At 60.1% G+C, this 22,817-nt stretch carries 19 protein-coding genes; 6 read left to right on the plus strand and 13 right to left on the minus strand.

Going from position 1 to position 22,817, the window contains the following annotated elements; genetic code table 11:
• Positions 1 to 146 precede the first annotated feature (146 nt).
• The 4 genes from ACSQ87_RS03110 (at position 147) to creD (ending at position 4,454) form a co-directional block, all read left to right on the plus strand.
• Complete coding sequence (locus ACSQ87_RS03110) at positions 147 to 653, plus strand: ATP-dependent zinc protease family protein (protein ID WP_095127169.1); 507 nt, start codon at positions 147 to 149, stop codon at positions 651 to 653.
• A gap of 74 nt (positions 654 to 727) precedes the next feature.
• A complete protein-coding gene (creB, locus tag ACSQ87_RS03115; protein ID WP_436273341.1) occupies positions 728 to 1,408 on the plus strand; it encodes a two-component system response regulator CreB in 681 nt (226 codons plus the stop codon).
• Complete coding sequence (gene creC / locus ACSQ87_RS03120) at positions 1,408 to 2,829, plus strand: two-component system sensor histidine kinase CreC (protein WP_436273342.1); 1,422 nt, start codon at positions 1,408 to 1,410, stop codon at positions 2,827 to 2,829. The genes creB and creC overlap by 1 nt, the downstream gene beginning before the upstream one ends.
• Before the next feature lie 254 nt (positions 2,830 to 3,083).
• Positions 3,084 to 4,454, plus strand: coding sequence for a cell envelope integrity protein CreD (gene creD / locus ACSQ87_RS03125; RefSeq protein ID WP_436273343.1), 1,371 nt, complete (start codon positions 3,084 to 3,086; stop codon positions 4,452 to 4,454).
• A gap of 210 nt (positions 4,455 to 4,664) precedes the next feature.
• On the opposite strand, the gene ACSQ87_RS03130 is transcribed toward creD, so the two are convergent.
• From ACSQ87_RS03130 to ACSQ87_RS03165, 8 genes are all read right to left on the minus strand, one after another.
• Positions 4,665 to 5,294: a glutathione S-transferase gene (locus ACSQ87_RS03130; RefSeq protein ID WP_436273344.1), complete on the minus strand. Its 630-nt coding sequence runs from the start codon at positions 5,292 to 5,294 to the stop codon at positions 4,665 to 4,667.
• Positions 5,295 to 5,362: 68 nt separating this feature from the next.
• Positions 5,363 to 5,542, minus strand: coding sequence for a hypothetical protein (locus ACSQ87_RS03135; RefSeq protein ID WP_074871475.1), 180 nt, complete (start codon positions 5,540 to 5,542; stop codon positions 5,363 to 5,365).
• Positions 5,539 to 6,669: a PepSY-associated TM helix domain-containing protein gene (locus tag ACSQ87_RS03140; RefSeq protein ID WP_436273345.1), complete on the minus strand. Its 1,131-nt coding sequence runs from the start codon at positions 6,667 to 6,669 to the stop codon at positions 5,539 to 5,541. Before ACSQ87_RS03140 ends, ACSQ87_RS03135 begins: the two co-directional genes overlap by 4 nt.
• Positions 6,670 to 6,741: 72 nt before the next feature.
• Positions 6,742 to 9,171, minus strand: coding sequence for a TonB-dependent siderophore receptor (locus ACSQ87_RS03145; protein WP_436273346.1), 2,430 nt, complete (start codon positions 9,169 to 9,171; stop codon positions 6,742 to 6,744).
• Positions 9,172 to 9,410: 239 nt separating this feature from the next.
• On the minus strand, positions 9,411 to 10,385 hold the full coding sequence (locus ACSQ87_RS03150) for a FecR domain-containing protein (RefSeq protein WP_223431249.1): 975 nt from the start codon (positions 10,383 to 10,385) through the stop codon (positions 9,411 to 9,413).
• Positions 10,382 to 10,900 (minus strand): RNA polymerase sigma factor, encoded by a 519-nt coding sequence (locus ACSQ87_RS03155; RefSeq protein WP_033053398.1) that lies wholly within the window; start codon positions 10,898 to 10,900, stop codon positions 10,382 to 10,384. The genes ACSQ87_RS03150 and ACSQ87_RS03155 overlap by 4 nt, the downstream gene beginning before the upstream one ends.
• A 182-nt stretch (positions 10,901 to 11,082) precedes the next feature.
• On the minus strand, positions 11,083 to 11,790 hold the full coding sequence (locus ACSQ87_RS03160; protein WP_056741265.1) for a 3'-5' exonuclease: 708 nt from the start codon (positions 11,788 to 11,790) through the stop codon (positions 11,083 to 11,085).
• Positions 11,787 to 13,727: a putative nucleotidyltransferase substrate binding domain-containing protein gene (locus tag ACSQ87_RS03165; RefSeq protein ID WP_223431250.1), complete on the minus strand. Its 1,941-nt coding sequence runs from the start codon at positions 13,725 to 13,727 to the stop codon at positions 11,787 to 11,789. The genes ACSQ87_RS03160 and ACSQ87_RS03165 overlap by 4 nt, the downstream gene beginning before the upstream one ends.
• 253 nt (positions 13,728 to 13,980) lie before the next feature.
• Between ACSQ87_RS03165 and ACSQ87_RS03170 the strand changes: the two genes are divergently transcribed.
• A complete protein-coding gene (locus ACSQ87_RS03170; RefSeq protein ID WP_223431251.1) occupies positions 13,981 to 14,427 on the plus strand; it encodes a response regulator in 447 nt (148 codons plus the stop codon).
• Between the two features lie 78 nt (positions 14,428 to 14,505).
• Here ACSQ87_RS03170 and ACSQ87_RS03175 read toward each other — a convergent pair whose 3' ends face one another.
• Entirely contained in the window at positions 14,506 to 16,683 is a 2,178-nt protein-coding gene (locus ACSQ87_RS03175) for a malate synthase G (RefSeq protein ID WP_436273347.1), read from the minus strand.
• Positions 16,684 to 17,160: 477 nt separating this feature from the next.
• On the opposite strand from ACSQ87_RS03175, the gene ACSQ87_RS03180 reads away from it, so the two are divergent.
• The gene (locus ACSQ87_RS03180; protein ID WP_007947710.1) at positions 17,161 to 17,679 is read left to right on the plus strand and encodes a glycine cleavage system protein R; all 519 of its coding nucleotides are present in this window, start codon (positions 17,161 to 17,163) and stop codon (positions 17,677 to 17,679) included.
• Between the two features lie 103 nt (positions 17,680 to 17,782).
• Here the strand turns inward: ACSQ87_RS03180 and rarD are convergent, their stop codons facing one another.
• From rarD to ACSQ87_RS03200, 4 genes are all read right to left on the minus strand, one after another.
• Entirely contained in the window at positions 17,783 to 18,670 is an 888-nt protein-coding gene (gene rarD / locus ACSQ87_RS03185; protein ID WP_436273348.1) for an EamA family transporter RarD, read from the minus strand.
• Between the two features lie 191 nt (positions 18,671 to 18,861).
• The gene (locus ACSQ87_RS03190) at positions 18,862 to 19,836 is read right to left on the minus strand and encodes a serine/threonine protein kinase (RefSeq protein WP_436273349.1); all 975 of its coding nucleotides are present in this window, start codon (positions 19,834 to 19,836) and stop codon (positions 18,862 to 18,864) included.
• Between the two features lie 225 nt (positions 19,837 to 20,061).
• A complete protein-coding gene (locus tag ACSQ87_RS03195; protein ID WP_436273350.1) occupies positions 20,062 to 21,963 on the minus strand; it encodes a PhoX family protein in 1,902 nt (633 codons plus the stop codon).
• Positions 21,964 to 22,021: 58 nt separating this feature from the next.
• A complete protein-coding gene (locus ACSQ87_RS03200; RefSeq protein WP_223431255.1) occupies positions 22,022 to 22,786 on the minus strand; it encodes a TOBE domain-containing protein in 765 nt (254 codons plus the stop codon).
• Positions 22,787 to 22,817 lie beyond the last annotated feature (31 nt).

Consider the following 22,817-nt stretch of genomic DNA (forward strand, 5'->3'; position numbering starts at 1 on the left):
CACCCTGTGAGCCGTACCACGACTGCTGCGCAGCCGAACGGGAGCAAGCTCCCTCGCCACAAAGGTTGTACTGATCCAACTATCGTTGTTTTTTGCGGTCTAGAATTTGGCATCTGCGCCCCAATTTCCTCAAGGAAGCCCATTACGTGAAATCCCTCCTTGCACTGCTTTCCCTAGTGGCCCTGCCGGTCCTGGCCGCTGAGCCGACCTTGTACGGGCGCTACGAATACATCGCGCTGCCGGAAATCGGTGGTGAAGTCCTCAAGGCCAAGATGGACACCGGCGCCCTGACCGCGTCGCTGTCGGCCAAAGACATCGAAACCTTTACCCGCGATGGCGACGAGTGGGTGCGTTTCCGCCTCGCCACCAAAGGCGCGAGCAACAAGGTCTACGAACACAAGGTCGCGCGGATCAGCAAGATCAAGACCCGCTCCGAGGAAGACGAGGACGATAACGAAGCGGTCGAACCCACCAAGCGTCCGGTGGTCGATCTGGAACTGTGCCTGGGCAACGTCAAGCGCACCGTGGAGGTCAACCTCACCGACCGCAGCAGCTTCAACTACCCTTTGTTGATCGGTGCCAAAGCCTTGCGTGAGTTCGGCGCGGCGGTGAACCCGGCACGGCGCTTTACGGCGGACAAGCCAGACTGCTGATTTCAAGTGGTCTCATTGACGTGACGTGAGCCTTGGGGCACCGTTCGCCCACTTAACTGCCGGGCTCGGACGCCATGCCCCATATCCTGATTGTCGAAGACGAAGCGGCGATTGCCGACACCCTGGTTTTCGCCTTGCAGGGCGAGGGCTTCACCACCACCTGGCTGAGCCTTGGCGCGGCTGCGCTTGACCATCAGCGCCAGACCCCGGCTGACCTGATCATTCTCGACATTGGTCTGCCGGACATCAGCGGCTTCGAGACCTGCAAGCAATTGCGGCGTTTCAGCGAAGTGCCGGTGATCTTCCTTAGCGCCCGTGATGCCGAAATCGATCGCGTCGTGGGGCTGGAAATCGGTGCCGACGATTACGTGGTCAAGCCGTTCAGCCCTCGGGAAGTGGCGGCGCGGGTCCGGGCGATTCTCAAACGCGTGGCGCCGCGAGCGACCGCCGAGGTGGCATCGGCGCTGTTTCGCATTGACAGCGAACGGGTGCAGATCAGCTATCGCGGTCAGCTTCTAACCCTGACCCGCCATGAGTTTCGTCTGTTGCAATGCCTGCTGGACCAACCCGAACGCGTCTTCAGTCGCGAGCAATTGCTCGATGCGCTGGGTGTCGCCGCCGATGCCGGGTACGAGCGCAGCATCGACAGCCACATCAAGAGCGTGCGCGCCAAACTGCGCCAGGTGAAAGCCGACGCAGAACCGATCCAGACCCATCGTGGCCTCGGCTACAGCTATAGCCCGGGGCGTAGCTGATGCCTCTGGGGATCCGGATTTTTCTGGTCTACGTGCTGTTCATCGGCCTGACCGGTTACTTCGTGTTGAACACCGTGATGGAAGAAATCCGTCCCGGCGTGCGCCAGTCCACCGAAGAAACGCTGGTCGACACCGCCAATCTCATGGCCGAAATCCTGCGCGACGACTTCAAGGCCGGCACCCTGAACCAGAACCGCTGGCCCGAACTGCTCAAGGCTTATGGCGAACGGCAACCGAAGGCGAGCATCTGGGGATTGCCGAAGAATCAGGTCAACCACCGCATTTACGTCACTGATGCCAAAGGCGTCGTGGTGCTGGACTCCAGCGGTGTGGCAGTGGGGCAGGATTACTCACGCTGGAACGACGTTTTACTGACCCTGCGAGGCGAATACGGCGCTCGTTCCAGCCGCAGCGATCCAAACGATCCGAATTCCTCAGTGATGCACGTCGGCGCCCCGATTCGCGACAACGGCCAGATCATCGGCGTGGTTACCGTCGCCAAACCCAACAGCTCGTTGCAGCCGTACGTTGATCGCACCGAACGGCGATTGCTTGCCTGGGGGGCCGGGCTGATCGGCCTCGGTCTGCTGTTCGGCGCGTTGTTGTCGTGGTGGTTGAGCGCGGCGCTGCGGCGATTGACGGCTTATGCACAGGCAGTCAGTGAAGGCCGGCGGGTCGAGGTTCCGCACTACCGTGGCGGCGAACTGGAACAGCTGGCGACGGCGGTGGAGCAGATGCGCACGCAGCTCGAAGGCAAAGCCTATGTCGAGCGTTACGTGCACACATTGACCCACGAACTGAAAAGCCCGCTGGCGGCGATTCGCGGCGCAGCAGAGTTGCTGCAAGGCGAGATGCCGCTGGCTCAGCAGCAGCGTTTTGTCAGCAACATCGACAGCGAAAGCGCGCGGATGCAGCAGTTGATCGAACGCCTGTTGAATCTGGCCCTGGTCGAGCAACGCCAAGGGCTGGAAGCGCGGGTGACAGTGCCGCTGGCGAAGTTGGTAGATGAATTACTGAACGCTCAGGCGGCGCGCATCGAAGGCAAGCAGTTGCGCGTGGAACAAACCATTGCAGCGGATCTGGCTCTGACCGGTGAACCGTTCCTGTTGCGTCAGGCATTGGGTAATTTGCTGGAGAATGCGTTGGATTTCACGCCTGCAACGGGCGTGTTGCGATTCAGTGCCGCGAAGGTCGGCGAGCAAATCGAATTCAAACTTTTTAACCAGGCCGAGGCGATTCCCGACTATGCGTTGCCGCGACTGAGCGAGCGCTTCTATTCGCTGCCGCGCCCGGACAGCGGGCGCAAGAGCACGGGGTTGGGGCTCAACTTCGTTGAAGAGGTGGTCAAGTTGCATGGTGGGTCATTGAACATCGGCAATGTTGACGGCGGTGTTGAAGTCAAATTGCGTATGCCTGCTTAAATCCACCCCAGCCCTCTCCCCACGGGGGAGAGGGGGAAAGGGAGCCGATCTTCAAGTCTTTCAAATTCTGAGTTCGACTCAATATTTCAAGTCGCCAATTTTCTACGTATCACATCAATCAGTCCCCTCTACCCCTTGGGGAGAGGGTTAGGGTGAGGGGTGGTTCTTGAACTTCTCACACACTCTCCACATTCCGCCCATAAATCCCCCACACACCCATCCCAGACTCCCCCCATCCAAACAGGGAGAGTCCCATGAACCGTAGCCTGACCCTAAAACTGGGGGCGATTGCCCTTTTGATTCTGCTGTTGATGATTCCTCTGCTGCTGATCAACGGGATCATCAATGACCGCCAGCGACTGCGCGACGGCGTGCTCGAAGACATCGCCCGCAGCTCCAGCTACAGCCAGCAACTGAGCGGTCCGATCATGGTGGTGCCGTATCGCAAAGTGGTGCGGATCTGGAAGACCAATGAGAAAACCAACAAGCGCTACCAGGAAACCGGCGAAGAACGCGGCCATCTGTATTTTCTGCCGGAGCGTTTCGAGCTCGACGGCAAGGTGCAGACCGAGTTGCGCTCGCGGGGTATTTACGAGGCGCGGCTGTACCACGCCGACAACCACATCAGCGGCCTGTTTTCGATTCCCGCGCAGCTGGGTATCAAGGAAGATTTCGCCGATTATCAGTTTGATCAAGCGTTTCTGACGATAGGCATCAGCGATATCCGCGGGATCGAAAATGCCCTGAAACTGGACCTCAATGGTCAGAGTCTGGACTTTGAACCGGGCACGCAGCTGGGCTGGCTAGGCGAGGGGGCACACGTCATGTTGCCCGCGCTGGACAGGCACAAAGGCGCGGAACTGGCGTTCGCCTTTGACCTGCGCCTGCAGGGCACCGGCCAGTTGCAGGTCACTCCGGTCGGCAAAACCAACAAGGTGCAACTGGCGGCCAACTGGCCTCACCCGAGCTTTATCGGCAACTATTTGCCGGCTCAGCGTGAAGTCACCGGGACAGGTTTTACCGCGAATTGGCAGACTTCGTTCTTTTCCACCAACCTGGAAGAAGCCTTGACCAACTGCCTGACCAGCGACCGTTGTGACGAGTTCAAGAGCCGCAGTTTCGGTGTGAGCTTCATCGACCCGGTGGATCAGTACCTGAAAAGCGATCGGGCCATCAAATATGCATTGCTGTTTATCGTCCTGACCTTCGCCGGTTTCTTCCTCTTCGAAGTGCTGAAAAGCCTGGCGGTACACCCGGTGCAATACGCGCTGGTGGGCGTGGCCCTGGCGTTTTTCTACCTGCTGTTGCTGTCGCTGTCCGAGCACATCGGCTTTGCCCTGGCGTACCTGCTGTCGGCGGGCGGCTGTGTGTTGTTGATCGGTTTTTATGTCTGCCATGTGCTGCGTAGCGTGCGTCACGGCTTGAGTTTTTCGGCGGGATTGGCGGCGTTGTATGGCTTGCTCTATGGCTTGCTGAGTGCAGAGGATTACGCGTTATTGATGGGTTCGCTGCTGTTGTTCGGGTTGTTGGGCGTGTTTATGGTGCTGACCCGCAAGCTGGACTGGTATGGGATTGGGCAGAAGTCGGCCAAGCCGCTGGTGTTTGATATGGGAGCGGTGGAATGAGCCGGTCGTTGGGGTTGCGTGAGGATCAGCGGGAGGGGGAGGTGTTGGCGACGCTGATATTCGGGTTGTTTCCGTTAGATCCGGTGTGGTGCATTCGCGAGCAAGCCCGCTCCCACAAGGGATCTTCAGTGAACACAAAATTCGTGCACACAACCGATCAACTGTGGGAGCGGGCTTGCTCGCGAAGAGGCCCTGACAGCCAGCGAAGTTCTAAACCTTCGGCATCGTCGCCAGCATCGAAGCCCGCTGACTCACCTCGAAGTACCAGTTCGCCAGCTTCGGATTCGTCGTGCGCCACTCCAGATCCGGATGGCGCAAATCCAGGTAACCCAACGCACAGGCAACACTGATCGCCGCCACATCGAAATGGCTGGTCAGCTCGGCGATCGCGTCCACTTCCAGCAATGCCAGGCCGCGACGAATCTTCTCGCGCTGGCCATCGAGCCACTCGTCCCAGTGTTTTTCCGGGGCACGCAGGGCGACTTCATAACGAATCAGCACCGCAGCGTCCATGATCCCGTCGGCCAGGGAGGCCAGGGTCAGGCGCCGCCAGCGGGCTGAGCCGTCGCGCGGTATCAGCGGGTTGCCGACGTGCTGGTGATCGAGGTAATCGAGGATCACCCGGCTGTCATGGATGACGTTGCCATCGGCCAGGCGCAAGGCCGGGATTTTACCCAGTGGGTTGTCTTCGTTGAGTATCAGGTCCGGGCTGACCGGTGTGAGCACGCAGTCTTGCAACGCCACGCGGTCCTGTTGACCGGTTTCGTGCAGCAGCACCATGACTTTGCGAACGAAGGGCGACAACGGGTTATGGAACAGGGTCATGCTGGGTGCGGACATGGCAGCGTCTCGGTGTGGGACAGTGCTGGGCAGCATAGCGCGTGTTTCACGCAACAGGTTCGCTGTTGTTAGCGGCGTTGCAGCAGGCCGCGCAGGGCGAGGATTGCGGGAATGCCCAGGCCAAGCCAGCTCAGGGCATCCCACACGCCATCCCCCAGTAACGCGGAAAACAACCCCGCGGCGCTGAGCAGGGCGATAACCGTGGGGGTGGAAAAGACCTTCCAGAAATTCGACTGCCGCGGCCTCATGCTGGACTCTCCGCGTTATCGAGCACCGGTTTCGCAGCCTTGCGTCGCACCACCCAAAGATAAACCCCGCTACCGAGGACGATGATGGTCAGCCCATCCAGCGTCGCCCAGAGGATCTTCATCGGCATGCCGCCGTAATCACCGAAGTGCAGCGGTTGAGACATGCCCATGGCGTCCATGTACCACGGGCGTTCGGCCACGGCGGTGACTTGCAGGGTACTGGCGTCGATCAGCACCGGTGTCAGCAGGTGCGAGGTCAGGTGGGTGCTGCCTTTCATGAACACCGCATAATGGTGTTCGCTGGAGAAGCGTGTGCCGGGGAAGGCAATGAAGTCCGGCTGCATGCCCGGTGCGACTTCCTTGGCGATGTCGAGCAAGCGGGTCGCGGGCGCCAGTTGTGTCAGTGGCGGTGCGTCGCGATACGGCGCGACCATCGCGCTCAGGCTGTCGTTGCGCCACGCGGCAATCAACAGGTCGGCGCAGGCGCTGATGACGCCGGTGACGCCGACCACCAAGGCCCAGGTCAGCGTCACCACGCCGATCAGGTTATGCAGATCGAGCCAGCGCAGGCGGGTGGATTTGTCCTGGCGCACGGTGGCGAATTTCAAGCGCCGCATGAACGGCAGGTACAGCACCGTGCCGGAGACAATCGCCACCACGAACAGAATCCCCATGAGCGCCAGCAGCAACTTGCCCGGCAGACCGGCGAACATGTCCACGTGCAGGCGCAACATGATCATCATGAAGCCGCCATTGGCCGATGGCATTTCCAGCGCTTCACCGGTGCGGGCGTCGAGCATGAAGGTGTGAGACGAATTCGGTTCAGTGCCGGCGGTGGCCGCCATGATCGTAATCGCGGCGTTGGGCTCGTCTTCATCGAAGCCGAAATACTGCATGACCTCACCGGGACGATGCTTTTCAGCCGCCTGCACCAACTGCTGCAAATTCAGCAGCGGAGTGTCCGCCGGCATTGCCTTCAATTCAGCGGCATCGCCCAGCAGGTGGTCGATCTCGTGATGGAAGATCAATGGCAGGCCGGTCAGCGCGAGCATCAGCAGGAACACGGTGCAGATCAGGCTGGCCCAGGTGTGGACGAAGGACCAGCGGCGAATTGTTTTGCTTTTCATTTCATGGCCTTCAGAAATACCCAAGCCGTCCATGTCGGACGACTCGGGTCTTGGGCGTGTCAGGTCAGGCCATTACCACTTGTAAGTGGCACTGGCGACGACGCTGCGTTGGTCGCCGTAGTAGCAATAGAAGCTGTCGCACGTGGAGATGTAGTCCTTGTCGAACAGGTTGGTGGCGTTCAGTGCCAGGGAGGCGCCTTTCAGGCTGTTGTCCAGACGGCCCAGGTCGTAATGAACCGCGGCGTCGAACACTGTGTAGGCGTCAGCCTTGCCGAGCGAGGTGTTGCCCTGGTCGCCGTAAGTGTTGCCGGTGTAGCGAGCGCCGGCGCCGATGCCGAAACCGTCCAGCACACCGTTGTGCCAGGTGTAATCGGCCCACAGCGAAGCCTGTTGGTTGGGCATCAGTTGCAGGCGATTGCCTTTGAAGTCGCCTTTCTGCACTTCGGATTTGGCCAGGGTGTAAGCGGCGATGACCTTGAGGTTCTCGGTCACGTCGGAGACGGCTTCCAGTTCCAGGCCTTTGACTTTCACTTCACCGGTCTGGCTGGTGACCGAAACGTTGTCCGAGTTGGTCGTGGTGACGGAGACGTTTTTCTGGGTCAGGTCGTAGACCGCCGCGGTCAGCAGGGTGCTGCTGCCAGGCGGTTGGTACTTGATGCCCAGTTCCCACTGTTTGCCTTCGGTCGGCTTGAGCGAATCGGTCGGCGATGCCGTGGCGTTGCTGGTCGGCTGGAACGATTCGGAGTAGGACAGGTAGGGCACGAAGCCCGAGTCGAACACGTAGCTGATCGCCGCGTTGCCGCTGAAGTTCTTGTCGCGCTCGGTGTTGGTGGCATCGCCTTTGTTGAAGAATTTGGTGCCGGTGTGGACCCAGTCTTCACGACCACCCAACGTCAGGCGCCATTGGTCGAGGGCCATTTGGTCCTGGACGTACAAACCGGTCTGGTAGGTCTTCTGGTTGTAGTCGTAAAACGCCGCCGAACGTGGCGGACGAACGATGGGCTGGCCATAGATCGGGTTGTTGACGTTAGTGGTCAGCCCGTCGCCGAAGATCGAGGTGTAGTTGGTGTTGGTGCGCTGGTGATCGAGGCCGATCAACAGGGTGTGACGGATGTCGCCGGTCGCGAAGTCGCCCTGGAAGTTGTTGTCCACGGCGAACTGGCTGATGTCCTCGTCGACACTGGTGCTCGAGCGGCCAACGTTGCCATCCGCATCGACCTGGGTGTACGGGTAGGCGCCGGGGGTGAGGGCCTGGAAGGACAGGTCCGATTTGGTGTAGCGCAGGTTCTGCTTGAACTGCCAGACATCGTTCAAGCGATGTTCAAAGGTGTAGCCCAGTGCGTAGTAGGTGCGGTCGTAGAATTCCCAGTCCGGGTCGCCGAGGTTCTTGTGATGGGAAATCTTGCCGAGCGGCGAATGGATCCTGGTGCCCTGCACCGGCAGGAACTGGCTGGTGATGCCGGTATCGTCACGGGTGAATTGCGTCAGCAGGGTGAACTTGGTGTCTTCGTCGATGTTCCAGGTCAGGCTCGGCGCGATGTTGTAGCGCTTGTTGTCGACGTGGTCGATCTGCGTGCCGCTGTCGCGCACCACACCGCTCAAACCGTAGAGGAACTGGCCTTCGTCATCGATCCTGCCGGTGCTGGCAAAGTTGATCTGGCGATGATTATCGCTGCCATATTGCACCTGGATTTCGCTGCTCGACACGGCGCTGGGGCGACGGCTGACCATGTCCAGCAAACCGCCTGGCGGGGTCTGGCCGTAAACCGATGAGGCCGGGCCGCGCAGCAGGGCGAGGCGGTCGAGGTTCCAGGTCTCCTGTTTCGGGTTGGCGTACACGCCTTTTGGCAGTGGCAGGCCATCGAGGAACTGCGTCGGTTCGAAACCCCGCACGCGCAACCAGTCGGCACGGGTGTCGCTGCCGTAGCTGCTGGCGGTGATGCCGGGCATGTAGCGCACCGCGTCATCGAGGCTATGCACATTGCGGTCGTCCATTTGCTCGCGGGTGGCGATCGAAATCGAGCGCGGTACTTCGACCAGCGCGGTATCGGTCTTGGTGCCGGCGGCGGTGCGGGTCGCCAGGTAACCTTGCACCGGTCCCCAGGCACTTTCGGTGTTTTCCACGCCAATGACGGCGGTTTCCGGCAGGGCCATCACGCCTTCAGGCACGGCCACCAGGCTATAAGTGCCTGCGCTGCTCTGTTCCAGTTGCAGTTCGCTGCCGCGCAAGGCTTCGCGCAGGGCGCCGGCTGCATCGAACTGGCCTTTGACCGGCGCCGAGGTCTTGCCCGCTGCCAGTGAAGGATTCAACGACAGCGCCAGACCGGCCTGGCTGGCGATCTGGTTCAGGGTGCTGGCCAATGGCGCGGCCGGCAGGTTGTAAGCGCGAACGCTGGACGCCTGTTCAGCGGCCATCAGCTGACTGCTGGCCAGAGGGGCACAAAGGGCAATGGCAATCGCCAGCAAACTGGGGCGCAACAAGGTGTCGAGCGAACGGGACATACAGCGGCTCCTGAATGGAAATATTTCTCAATTGCTCAGGTGCCGAACGAGAGTTCAAAAGTGATAGGGTTGATTGAAAATAATTTCGATTCAGTAAACAAGTCGTTTTGATGTGGCGAGGCTGATGGCCCCTTCGCGAGCAAGCCCGCTCCCACATTTCACCGAGTTCTTCCATGAGGATACGGTCGAATGTGGGAGCGGGCTTGCTCGCGAAAGCGGTCTATCAGACGCAATCCCTCTCAGGGCTTGGCCTCAGTTTTTGCCGCCACCGTCACCCACCACGGCGTGTGCTGTTCGATCTGCACCGGCAGGGTCGGCAGCAGGGCGCTCAGGGCCAGATCGGTGTCGTGCAGCGGGAAGCTGCCGGTGATCCGCAGATCGGCGATTTCAGGTGCAACCCCCAAATACCCGCGGCGATAACGACCGAGTTCATGAACCAGGTCCTCCAGCCGTGTGTTGTCCACCACCAGCATGCCGCGGGTCCAGGCGTCGGCGCCGAGGTTGAGCGCGACAATCGGCCCAAGGCCATTGCTGCGCATCAGGACTTGCTGGCCTTCACGCAGAATCTGCTCTTCGGGACTCGACTGGGGATGGGCCGCCACTGCCGACTTCAGCACGCTCAGGCGCGTGCCTTCTTCTTCGCGCTTGACCAGGAACCTTGTCCCCAACGCGCGCATGCTGCCTTCGCGGGTTTCGACGATAAACGGCCGGGCGTCGCCATGGCCGGTTTCGACGAGGATTTCCCCTTCCTGGAGGATGATCAGCCGTTGTTTTTCATCGAAACGCACATCCACGGCACTGTGGGTGTTGAGGTTGATCAGCGTGCCGTCGGTCAGGCGCAGGGTGCGTTGCTCACCGGTGGCGGTGCGCTGGTCGGCCAGCCAATAGTCGATCGGCAAATAACGATCACCGGCGAACAACGCCAACCCGATCACCGCGACGATGCTGGCCACGCCGCTGCCGAGTTTGCGCACACGCCGGCGAATGCTTTCGCGCGATTGCAGTAACGCGGTGCGAGCCGGGCCGCTGGCGACGCTGAAGCGCTGGTCGAGCATGCCCAGTTGGCGCCAGGCCCGCGCATGTTCTTCGTGGGCGGCGTGCCATTTGGCGAACTCTTCGCGCTCCACCGGGTTGCCGGAGTCCAGGGACAATTGCCAGGCAATCGCGGCATCCAGCACCTGCGCCGAGACGGGTTTGGAGCTGACCGGACTCATACCGGCTCACCGTACAACGCGATGTAGCACTGACGAATGCCCTGGGCCAGGTACTGACGCACCCGCGGCACTGACACGCCCAGTCGCTGGGCGATTTCGGCGTGGCCGAGGCCGTCGAGGCGGTTATAGAGAAACGCCGCCCGGGCCTTGCTTGAAAGCTTGCCGAGCAGGCGGTCGATGGCTTTGAGGTCTTCGAGGATCAGTTGCTGTTCCTCCACCGACGGTTGTTCACCTGCGGGGATCAGCATCAGTTCGGTGAGGTAGGCCTGCTCTAGCGCAGCGCGGCGGAAATAGTCGAACAGCAGACCCTTGGCAATCGCCACCAGAAACGCGCGCGGTTCGCGTGGCTCCTTCAGTTCTTCACGGCCCAGCAAACGCACGAAAGTGTCCTGACTCAGGTCTTCGGCCCGTTGCGGACAGGCTACATTGCGTCGCAGCCAGGCCAATAGCCAACCGCGATGGTCGCGATACAACGCACCAACGAGCTCACTTTGAGGGCTTTGGACTGACGACACGTAGCATCACCGATTGGGAAGTATTAACTAACGAGAATTGTTCGCGATTGTGTCAGAGGCGGGGGAGGTAAGCAATTGGCGCTGGTCGGGTTGGGATAACCAGATTTTTAGGACCCGCACGGATTTTGTAGCAGCTGCCGAACGCAGCCTTCGGCAGCTGCTACAAAGGATTGCGGTGGCTGTCAGAAAGAAGGCGCTCGCTGTCTGCGCTTCCACTGACTCAACCGCTGCTGCAAATTCAACGGACTATGAATCTGCATCTGCCGCGCCCGGCTGAATAAAATCAACGCCAGTTCAGCGGTGGCCAACGCATCGGCACTGGCATTGTGGCGCTCGAACACTTCCAGTTTGAACCAGTCGATCCACTGATCCAGACCGGCATCGCGAATGTGCGCCTGAGGGCAAAGCAACGGTGCGATATCAGCCACATCCAGAAACGGATGCTGCAACTTGTAGCCCAGATGGTCTTTCAAGGCGCGCCCGAGCATGTGCTGATCGAACGGCGCGTGAAACGCCAGCACCGGGCTGTCGCCAACAAATTCCATGAATTCGACCAGGGCCTGAGCCGGATCGCTGCCCGCGGCAATCGCACTCGGCCCCAGGCCATGGATCAACACGCTGGGAGCCAACTTCATGTCGGTGCATTGCAACGTGCGCTCGAACTGCTGGCTGAAATCGATCGCGCCGTCCTCGATCACTACCGCGCCGATGGACAACACTCGGTCCTTGTTCAGGTTCAGCCCGGTGGTTTCCAGGTCGAGCACCACCCAGCGCTGTTCGCGCAGGCTGCATTCGCCGAGCTCTGCCGCCGGGGGCAAGCGTTGCAGACGTTGTTGGAGTTCGCCGGGAAGGCTCGGACCTGCCGGGCGCAACCATGAAAACAGGCTCATAGCTGATACCGCAGGGCGAGGCTGCTTTGCAGGCGTTGTGCCTGGCGCAGGGATTCACGCAGGATCCGTCGATCCAGATGATTGAGGCTGTCTGGATCGACCCGGTTGGAGTAGGGCAAGTTCTCCCGGGTCTGTAGCTGATGTTGCTGCATGCGCGCTTGCTGGATGAAGTGATAGGCCTCTTCGTACGCCGCACCGTCCAGCCGTTCGATGACTTCTTTGTCCACCAGTTGGCGAAAGCGCTCCAGCGTGTTGTTCGCCTCGACCCCATGGGCCAACGCGAGCAGTCGGGCACCGTCGACAAAAGGCGTCAGCCCCTGGATTTTCAAGTCCAGAGTGGCTTTCTCGCCATTCTTGCGAGCCAGTACGAACTCACGGAAACGTCCTACGGGCGGACGGTTACGCAGGGCGTTCTCGGCCATCATCCGTTGGAACAGTCGGTTGTCATTCACCTGATCGAGAATGCCCTTACGCAGCTGCTCGCAGCCTTGCTCGTCGCCCCAGACCACCCGCAAGTCGAAATAAATGCTCGAACCCAACAGGTTCTCCGGCGTTGCTTCGCGGATAAACGCCGCAAAACGTCGCGACCATTCGGCCCGGGACAAACACAGCTCCGGGTTGCCGGCCATGATATTGCCCTTGCACAGGGTGAAACCGCAGAGCGCCAGGCTCTGGTTGATCTGCTGGGCAATGGGCAGCAATTTGCCGCGAATCTCGGCGGCGTGGGCCGCGTCCCGGGCTTCGAACAAAATGCCATTGTCCTGATCGGTGTGCAGCGTCTGTTCGCGGCGGCCTTCGCTACCGAAGCACAGCCAACTGAACGGAATGCCGGGATCACCTTTCTCGGCGAGGGTCAGTTCGATCACCCTGCAGACGGTGTGGTCGTTAAGCAGGGTAATGATGTGCGTGATCTGGGTTGAAGAGGCGCCGTGGGCCAGCATGCGTTCCACCAGTTGGCCGATCTCGCCGCGCATCGCGACCAGATTTTCCACCTTCTGGGCGCTGCGGATAGTCCGCGCCAGATGCACCAGATCGACCCGTTGCAGGGAAAACAGATCACGTTCCGAGACCACGCCACACAGGCGATGATCCTTCACCAGGCAGACGTGGGCGATGTGCCGCTCGGTCATGGCAATCGCCGCATCGAAGGCGCTGTGGTCCGGCGACAGGTAAAACGGCGCCCGGGTCATGTGGCGTTCGATGGCTTCGTTGAAATCGTCAGTGCCGTCGGCCACCACATGGCGCAGGTCGCGCAGGGTGAAAATGCCCAGCGGCGATTTATGTTCGTCGACCACCACAATGCTGCCGACCTGCTGCCCATGCATCAGGGTCACGGCTTCACGCAGTGGCGTGGTCGGGCTGCAGGTCACCGGGTGGCGCATGGCCAATTCGCCCAGGCGGGTATTGAGCGAGTACTGGGTGCCGAGGGTTTCCACGGCTTTTTGCTGGACTTGTTGGTTGACCTGATCCAGCAGGCTGCTCACGCCGCGTAGGGAAAAGTCGCGAAACGCGTTGGAAAGTGCGAACAGTTTGATGAACGCCAGCTTGTTCAGCTGTAGGCAAAAGGTGTCTTCGGAGGCCAGATGCTCGGTACGCGTCGCGCGCTCACCCAGCAGCGCGGCGAGGGGGAAACACTCGCCGGTGGTGATCTCGAAGGTGGTTTCGGTGCCGCCCTTGGCCGTATGGGGGCGTTCACCCACGACCCGGCCTTGCTTGACGATGTAGAAATGCTCAACCGGGCCGTCGGCGGGCTTGAGGATGCTCTCGCCGGGCGCATAAAAACGCAGCTGACACTGCTCGACCAGGTACGCCAGGTGGGCGTGTTCCATTTGATTGAAGGGCGGGAAGCGCTGAAGGAATTGCAAAGTGCCCTGGATGTTCTGCAACACCGCGGTTTTCCCTGCCTGTGTGAAGGCGTCCGCTTTACTCATAACCATTACCGCAGTCTATTTTGAATTGTTGTTGTCGGATGACCTGGCCATGGTCGGCCCCTGCGCGCGGGGTGCCCATTGGACGTAAGTCTAGGTAGGCAGTGAACCTGTAGGTATTTGGGAAATGTCTTACGCAACTGTGGGAAAAACCTCCTACATTGGCTATAGGAAAGCTTTCCGACGAAGTGCACCCTGAAGGTCTGCCGGGTGATGTCACACGGAAGTGATAGGCAATTGAATTGGAAAAGCAGAGAAAGCCATGTCCGACCACGATATTTTGAGTGACGCCGAGCGCAAGGCGCTGAGTGACGTCATGCTGGAACCTGACCTGCCGCCGCAGCGGGTGCTGATCGTCGACGACGATAAAGACGCGCGCGAGTTGCTGTCGGAGATTCTGGCGCTGGACGGAGTGCGCTGCATGACTGCCGCCAGTGGCGAAACTGCACTCAGGATGTTGGAGACGATGCCATCGATTGGCCTGGTGATTACTGATCTGCGGATGAGAAATGTCGGTGGTCTGGACCTGATCCGGCAGGTCCGTGAATCGGTTCGGGCGGCAATGCCGTTCATCATCGTTTCCGGTGACGCCGACGTGAAAGATGCGATCGCTGCGATGCACTTGAGCGTGGTCGACTTCCTGCTCAAGCCTGTCGATACCGGCAAGCTGTTGGAGCTGGTCAAGCATGAGCTGGGAATGGATGTGTAAACCGCTTTTGATTTTGCTTCAAATAAAAAAGCCCTGATCTTTCGATCAGGGCTTTTTTTGTCCGGCGTCATCGCTTAGTTACAGGCCATTGGCAGCCTTGAACTCGCGGCGGCGACGGTGCAGAACCGGCTCGGTGTAGCCGTTCGGCTGTTTGGTGCCTTCGACCACCAGTTCGACCGCCGCCTGGAAGGCGATGTTGCTGTCGAAGTCAGGTGCCAGCGGACGATACAGCGGATCATTGGCGTTCTGACGGTCAACCACTGGCGCCATGCGCTTGAGGCTTTCCATGACCTGATCTTCGGTGACGATGCCGTGACGCAGCCAGTTGGCGATGTGCTGGCTGGAAATCCGTAGCGTCGCACGGTCTTCCATCAGGCCGACGTCGTTGATGTCCGGCACTTTCGAACAACCCACGCCCTGGTCGATCCAGCGCACCACGTAACCGAGAATGCCCTGGGCGTTGTTGTCCAGTTCGTTCTTGATCTGCTCTGCAGTCCAGTCTGGATTGACGGCCAACGGGATGGTCAGGATGTCATCCACCGAAGCGCGCGCACGATTGGCCAGTTCAGCCTGACGGGCGAACACATTGACCTTGTGATAGTGCAGCGCGTGCAGCGCAGCAGCGGTCGGCGATGGAACCCAGGCAGTGTTGGCACCGGCCAGCGGGTGAGCGATTTTCTGTTCGAGCATCGCTGCCATCAGGTCCGGCATGGCCCACATGCCTTTACCGATCTGGGCGCGACCTTGCAGGCCGGTGCTCAAACCGATATCGACGTTCCAGTTCTCGTAGGCGCCGATCCACTTCTCAGCCTTCATGTCCGCCTTGCGCACCATCGGGCCGGCTTCCATGGAGGTGTGAATTTCATCACCGGTACGGTCGAGGAACCCGGTGTTGATGAACACTACACGCTCGCTGGCAGCCTTGATGCAGGCCTTGAGGTTGACCGTGGTACGGCGTTCCTCGTCCATGATCCCGACTTTCAGCGTGTTGCGCGGCAGACCGAGTACTTCTTCGATGCGACCGAACAGCTCGTTGGTGAACGCCGCTTCTTCCGGGCCATGCATCTTCGGTTTCACGATGTAGACCGAGCCGGTGCGGCTGTTCTTGCGCGAATTGTTACCGTTGAGGCTGTGGATTGCCGCGAGGCTGGTGACCAGGCCGTCGAGGATGCCTTCCGGCACTTCGTTGCCATCCTTATCGAGGATCGCGTCGATGGTCATCAGGTGACCGACGTTGCGCACGAACAGCAGCGAACGACCATGCAGGCTCAACTCGCTGCCATCGAGGGCGGTGTAGGTGCGGTCGGCGTTCATGGTGCGGGTAAAGGTCTGACCGCCCTTGGAGACTTCTTCCGACAGATCGCCCTTCATCAGGCCGAGCCAGTTGCGGTAGATCACCACTTTGTCATCGGCATCGACGGCGGCGACCGAGTCTTCGCAGTCCATGATGGTGGTCAGCGCGGCTTCCATCAGGATGTCTTTGAGGCCGGCAGCATCGGTCTGGCCGACCGGGGTGCTGGCATCGACCTGGATTTCAAAGTGCAGGCCGTTGTTTTTCAGCAGGATCGCGGTCGGTGCGGCTGCATCGCCGTGGAAACCGATCAGCTGTGCATCGTTGCGCAGGCCGGTATTGCTGCCGCCTTTAAGGGCGACCACCAGTTTGCCGTCAACGATCTTGTAGCCGGTGGAATCGACGTGAGTGCCGGCAGCCAATGGCGCCGCTTCGTCGAGGAAGGCGCGGGCGAAGGCGATGACCTTGTCGCCGCGAACCTTGTTGTAGCCTTTGCCTTTTTCCGCGCCGTCAGCTTCGCTGATGGCATCGGTGCCGTAGAGCGCGTCATACAGCGAACCCCAACGGGCGTTCGAGGCATTGAGCGCGAAACGGGCGTTCATCACCGGAACCACAAGCTGTGGACCGGCCATGCGGGCGATTTCGTCATCGACGTTTTGCGTCGTTGCCTGGAAATCAGCCGCTTCTGGCAGCAGATAACCGATGTCTTGCAAGAAGGCCTTATAAGCCACGGCGTCGTGCGCCTGACCGGTATGGGATTGGTGCCAGCCATCGATACGAGCCTGGATATCATCGCGTTTGGCGAGTAGGGCTTTGTTCTTCGGCGCCAGGTCATGAATGACCTTGTCGGCACCGGCCCAGAACTTATCGGCGGTGAGGCCGGTACCGGGAATGGCTTCGTTGTTCACGAAGTCGAACAGGACTTTGGCGACCTGCAGGCCACCGACTTGAACGTGTTCAGTCATTGCTTGCCTCACTCTGCTCAGCTATTTCGCTTTTCAGCTCTTCAATTTAACAATGAAGCCTTTGGCATTTAAACCACAAACCTTTTGACCAGTACATGCCATTGCGGGCGGCTGGGTTATGACCAATCAACGGCGTTTAGGCCTTGCTGACGGGGCTTTCAGGGTTGTGGCTGCATCTGCGGCAGACATCGATCCGGCGTTATGTAGTGCGCGCTGCGGCATACTACATGATGAATTGCGCTTGTGAAAATTAGACTAATTACGTCGTTCTGCGACGCTATGACGCATTGCGGTCACGTCGGGGTACGGGATGTTCTCAAAAAACCATTGGATTGTTCCAGTTAAATATAAAAACTTGTACACATAATCTTCATTGCCCAGCTATGGGGGTTTGGTTTTCTGAGACGCCGAGCCGATTCCCGGCCCTTGCCTATACTTGGTCTTCTATAACAAAAGTCATGACAAGAGGGCTGCGCCATGGACCACCTCGTACTCACTGTATTCGCTCCGGACAAGCCAGGGCAGGTCGAGCGCATAGCCCAATGCATCGCCGAGCACGGCGGCAATTGGCTGGAGAGCCGCATGTCGCGCATGGCCGGGCAGTTCGCCGGGATTCTTCGTGTGGGCGTGCCGGCCGAGGCCTACGACGAACTGGTGGATGCCCTACAGGCGCTGTCGGCCCATGGCATTCGCGTGCTGATTGCCGAAAGCGGCATCGAGCAATCCTGCACCTGGAAACCGATAGCCATGGAATTGGTGGGCAATGACCGCCCGGGGATCGTACGTGACATCACGCGTCTGCTGAGTGAGCAGGGGGTGAACCTGGAGCGTCTGGTGACCGAAGTACGTCCGGCGCCGATGAGCAGCGAGCCTTTATTTCACGCTGAAGCGATTCTGGCGGTGCCGCTGACGCTGTCTCTGGACGTGCTGCAATCGCGCCTGGAAACCCTGGCGGATGATTTGATGGTCGAATTGGTGCTGCGCAGTGAACCCTGAGCAGGTTATCCAAGTTATACGTGCACCTGCCTGTGGATAACCTGTAGAGACAGCCCGCCAGGCCAAGGTAGCCGTGGCCTGCAGAGGTTTGTACGTTTTTTGATCAGCGGCGGCGTCGCAGACTTATCCACGCGTCGACGCTGTAAACCGCCAGGCCCGCCCAGATAAAGATGAATGCCACCAGTGTGCTCGACGACAACTGTTCGCCAAACAGCAGAACGGCTTGCAACAGCACCAGCGTCGGCGCCAGGTACTGGAGAAATCCCAACGTCGTGTAGGGCAAATGCCTTGCTGCGGCGTTGAAACACACCAGCGGCACCAGCGTCACCGGACCAGCGGCCACCAGCCACCAGGCTTCGGACGTGGTCCAGAATTCGGCTTGAGCACTGCTTGCAGTGGGGTTGAACAACAACCACGCGACGGCAATCGGCACCAGCATCCAGGTTTCCACCACCAGACCCGGCAACGCCTTGACCGGTGCCTGCTTGCGGATCAGTCCGTAGAAACCGAACGTCAGCGCCAGCACCAGGGACACCCACGGCAGACTGCCGACTTGCCAGACCTGCTGCGCGACGCCGACCGCCGCCAGGCCAACCGCCAGCCATTGCATGCGCCGCAGTCGTTCGCCAAGGATCAGCATGCCCAACAGCACGTTCACCAGCGGGTTGATGTAGTAACCGAGACTGGCTTCGAGCATGCGCCCGTTGTTCACCGACCAGACGTAGGTCAGCCAGTTGGCCGCGATCAACGTGCCGCTCAGGGCCAGGATCGCCAGGCGTTTCGGGTTATCACGCAACTCGCGCCACCAGCCCGGATGTTTCCACACCATCAGCAGCAAGGCGCCGAACAGCGCGGACCAGAGCACTCGGTGGATGATGATCTCCACGGCGGGCACGCTGGCGATGGCTTTGAAGTAGAGCGGGAAAAGTCCCCAGATGATGTAGGCACTCAGGCCCAGGATGTACCCGCGACGCGGGTTGGCGGCTTGCATGCAGAATCCTTGCTTAGGCAGCTAACAAAGAGGGGATTGTAAGGAGATTTGCAGGAATGGTCGCGGACCAATGTGGGGGCGGCGGTGCGACGATTCGACTTGCTCGCGAAGGCGTCAGTAAAGTCGACATCATCGGTGAATGGCAGTCCGTCTTCGCGAGCAAGCCCGCTCCCACAGGGGATCTGTGGTGGTTAGAAGAGCTTTAGGGGTTCTTCATTCAGGGCAGCCAACTGTTCGCGCAAGGCCAACACTTGGTCGCCCCAATACCGTTCACTACCAAACCACGGAAAACTGTGCGGGAACGCCGGGTCGTCCCAGCGGCGGGCGAGCCAGGCGCTGTAGTGCATCAGGCGCAAGGCGCGCAGCGGTTCGATCAACGCCAGTTCCCGCGGATCGAAGTCGTGGAACTCACTGTAGCCGTCCATCAATTCCGACAACTGACCGAGACATTCCTGACGATCCCCCGCCAGCATCATCCAGATGTCCTGCACCGCCGGGCCCATGCGGCAGTCGTCGAGGTCGACGATGTGGAACATCTCGTCGCGGCACATCATGTTGCCGGGGTGGCAGTCGCCGTGCATGCGGATGTTCTTGTGCGGCGTAACGTTGTAGACCTCTTCCACCCGTTTCAGCAGGTCTCGGGCCACGGACTCGTAGGCGGGCAGCAGGCTTTTAGGTACGAAATTGCCTTCGAGCAATGTCGTCAGCGAGTCATGCCCAAAGTTCTTCACGCCCAGCGCTTCGCGGTATTCGAACGGTTTTGTAGTGCCGACGGCGTGCAGACGACCGAGCAGTTGCCCCAAGCGATACAGCTGATCGAGATTGCCGGGCTCCGGCGCTCGGCCCCCACGACGGGGAAACAGGGTGAATCGGAAACCGTTGTGTTCGTGCAGGCTGGCGCCGTTGTGAATCATCGGCGCGACCACCGGCACGTCGCACTCGGCGAGTTCGAAGGTGAATTGGTGTTCTTCGAGAATCGCTTCATTGGTCCAGCGCTGCGGACGGTAGAACTTGGCGATCAGCGGCTCGGAGTCTTCGATACCGACCTGATAGACACGGTTCTCGTAGCTGTTGAGCGCCAGAATGCGCGCGTCGCTGAGAAAGCCGATGCTTTCGACGGCATCGAGCACGAGGTCTGGGGTGAGGGTTGCAAACGGGTGGGCCATGCTGACTCCTGCGCGCAGCAGGCTGCCGCGTCCGGCCAAGCATGGTAGCGCAGACGGGGCTTCTTTAGGGGGTTGGGCTTGAGATGAGTGTTGTCTGGGCTGACGCCTTCGCGAGCAAGTCGAATCGTCGCACCGCCGCTCCCACATTAGATCTAAGGTGTGCCGCAATTTGCATTCACACTGAAGATCCACTGTGGGAGCGGGCTTGCTCGCGAAGAGGCCTTATCAGGCGCCGACGATCCCGCCATCCTCGCGGGAAATCGCCATCACCGAAGACCGCGGCTTGCCATTCGGCAGATGCTCAGGGAACGTCGACCCGCCGTTTTCCCCCGGATGCTGAATCCCGACAAACAAGGTCTTCTGATCCGGCGAGAAGCTGATCCCCGTCACTTCGCAACCCACCGGCCCGACCATGAAGCGACGTATCTCCCCGGTGACCGGATCAGCGCAGAGCATCTGATTGTTGCCCATGCCCGCGAAGTCGCCGGCATTGCTCGAATCGCCATCGGTGAGAATCCACAACCTTCCGTCCTTGTCGAAACCCAAGCCGTCCGGGCTGTTGAACATGTTCTGCGGCGTGATGTTCGACGAACCGCCCTTCGGCGTGCCGGCGTGAACACCGGGGTTGCCGGCGACCACAAACAGGTCCCAGGAAAAGCTTTTGGCACCGTGATCGTCACGGTCGGTGCGCCAACGCAGAATCTGTCCGTAGACGTTCTTCTCGCGAGGGTTTGGTCCGCCCACCGGCTGGCCATCCTCTCCTCGCTTGGCGTTGTTGGTCAGCGTGCAATAGACCTGGCCATCCTTGGGGCTGACGACGATCCATTCCGGACGGTCCATGCGCGTGGCTTTCACCACGCTGGCCGCGAGGCGCGCGTGAATCAACACTTCGGCCTGGTCGGCGAAACCGCTGCTGGCGTCGATGCCGTTTTTGCCGTGGGTCAGTTCGATCCATTCGCCCTGGCCTTTCGGGTGATCGGCATTGCCGTCGCCCGCGTCGAAACGCGCCACGTACAAGGTGCCGTGGTCCAGCAGGTCGCGGTTGGCCTTGGGTTTTTTGTGGTTGATCTTGTCGCGGCTGACGAATTTGTAGATGAACTCGCCGCGCTCATCGTCGCCCATGTACACCACGGCGTGACCGTCACTGGTTTCGGCCAGGGCGGCGTTTTCATGTTTGAAGCGGCCCAGCGCGGTGCGTTTGACCGGCGTCGATTGCGGGTCGAACGGGTCGATCTCCACGACCCAACCGTGACGGTTGAGTTCGTTGGGGTTTTTCGCCAGGTCGAAACGCTCGTCGTGTGGGTGCCAGTTGATCTCTTTGCTCGCCGCCACCGCGCCGTAGCGTTTCTGCGCGGCGTCGAACTTTTGTTCGGCATTGCTGCTGCCGAAGCAGTCAGTGAAGTTTTCTTCGCAGGTCAGGTACGTGCCCCACGGCGTCTTGCCGTTGGCGCAGTTCTGGAAGGTGCCAAGGACGTTCTTGCCGTGTGGGTCGGCACTGGTTTTCAGCAGTTCGTGGCCGGCGGCCGGGCCGCTCAGGCTGATTGGCGCGTTGCCGTGAATGCGCCGGTTGTAGCGCGAGCCCTGGACGAAATGCCACTGGCCTTTCTTGCGCTGCACTTCGATTACCGACACGCCTTCGCAGGCCAACGCCTTGCGCACGTCAGCAGCCGACTGCGGCATGCCGCCGTGGGCGTAGAGGTAGCGATAGTTGGTGTATTCGTTGTTGATCGCCATCAGCGCCCGGTTTTTGTCACCGGGAAACTCGAACAGGCTCATGCCGTCGTTGTTGTCGCCGAACTGCGCTTCCTGATGTTCGGCTGTGCCGTTGCCACTTGGGTCGAACGCCGGGCCGTTCTTCTGCAGGGGCTGGCCCCAGCTGATCAATACCGAAGATTTGTAGCCTGGCGGCAGAGTGATGGCGTCGCTGGTGGCGGCGGGAATACTGTCAAAACCCAACAGTTTGCTGGAGCCGGCGCTGACGCTCGCGGCCAGCACGCTGCGGCTCAGCAGGTTGCCGCCCAGGAACATCGCGGCACCACAAAGGGCGCCGGCGCTGATGAAACCTCGGCGGCTGAGGCCGACCATTTTCTCGAGGTCGGTGGATTGGTTGTCTTCTAATAGGCTCACATCAGGCTCCCTGCGGGTTTTTGCAGTCACCTTAATGAGCGTTAATGACACTTGTGTTTCAAAGCGGTGTACCGAGTAAAACGTTGGATGGCGCGAACTGCACCCGCACCGGTTTATCGGCGGCGAGGCCGAGGGTTCTCAAGTGCAGCGGTTCGGCCAGTGCGCAGAGTGTCTGGCCATTGGGCAGGCCGATGCGCACTTCGCTGGGGCCGTCCTCGGCGTCGAGAATTTCCTCGATGATCCCCTTCAGGCAATTATTGCCGGGTGTTGCCCCTTGATCGATGCCCAGCAACTCCAGCCAGCCGGCCTTGATCAGTGCGACCACTTCGGTGCCGGTTTCGAGTTCCAGACGCAGGGTGCTGTCGTGAGTGATCTGCGCATCGATGTTCAAACCTTCGGCCAATTCAAGACGAATACGGTCGTTGTGCCCTTGGTTATCAATCGCCACGACCTTGCCATGCAGTTGATTGCGCGCGCTGGTTCTGAGCATCAGTCGGCCGAGCAGGTCGAGATCGCTGGCATCTTCGGCGGCTTCCAGCACCTGAGCCTGCAAAGCTTGCAGCTTTTGATACAGGCGCAAGACGCGCTCGCCTTCGCTGGAGAGTTTGGCGCCGCCGCCGCCCTTGCCGCCGACACTGCGCTCCACCAACGGTTTTTGCGCGAGGTTGTTCAACTCGTCGATGGCGTCCCAGGCCGCTTTGTAGCTCAGCCCCGCGCTTTTCGCGGCACGGGTGATCGAGCCCTGTTCGGCGATGTGTTGCAGCAACGCGATGCGCTGCGGACGACGGACGATGTGCTGGGACAACAACGTAGGCAAGGACATGGCAAGACGCTTTGGGCTGTGGCGATGGGAA

This window comes from Pseudomonas sp. LjRoot277, assembly GCF_964253845.1.
Classification (GTDB): domain Bacteria; phylum Pseudomonadota; class Gammaproteobacteria; order Pseudomonadales; family Pseudomonadaceae; genus Aquipseudomonas.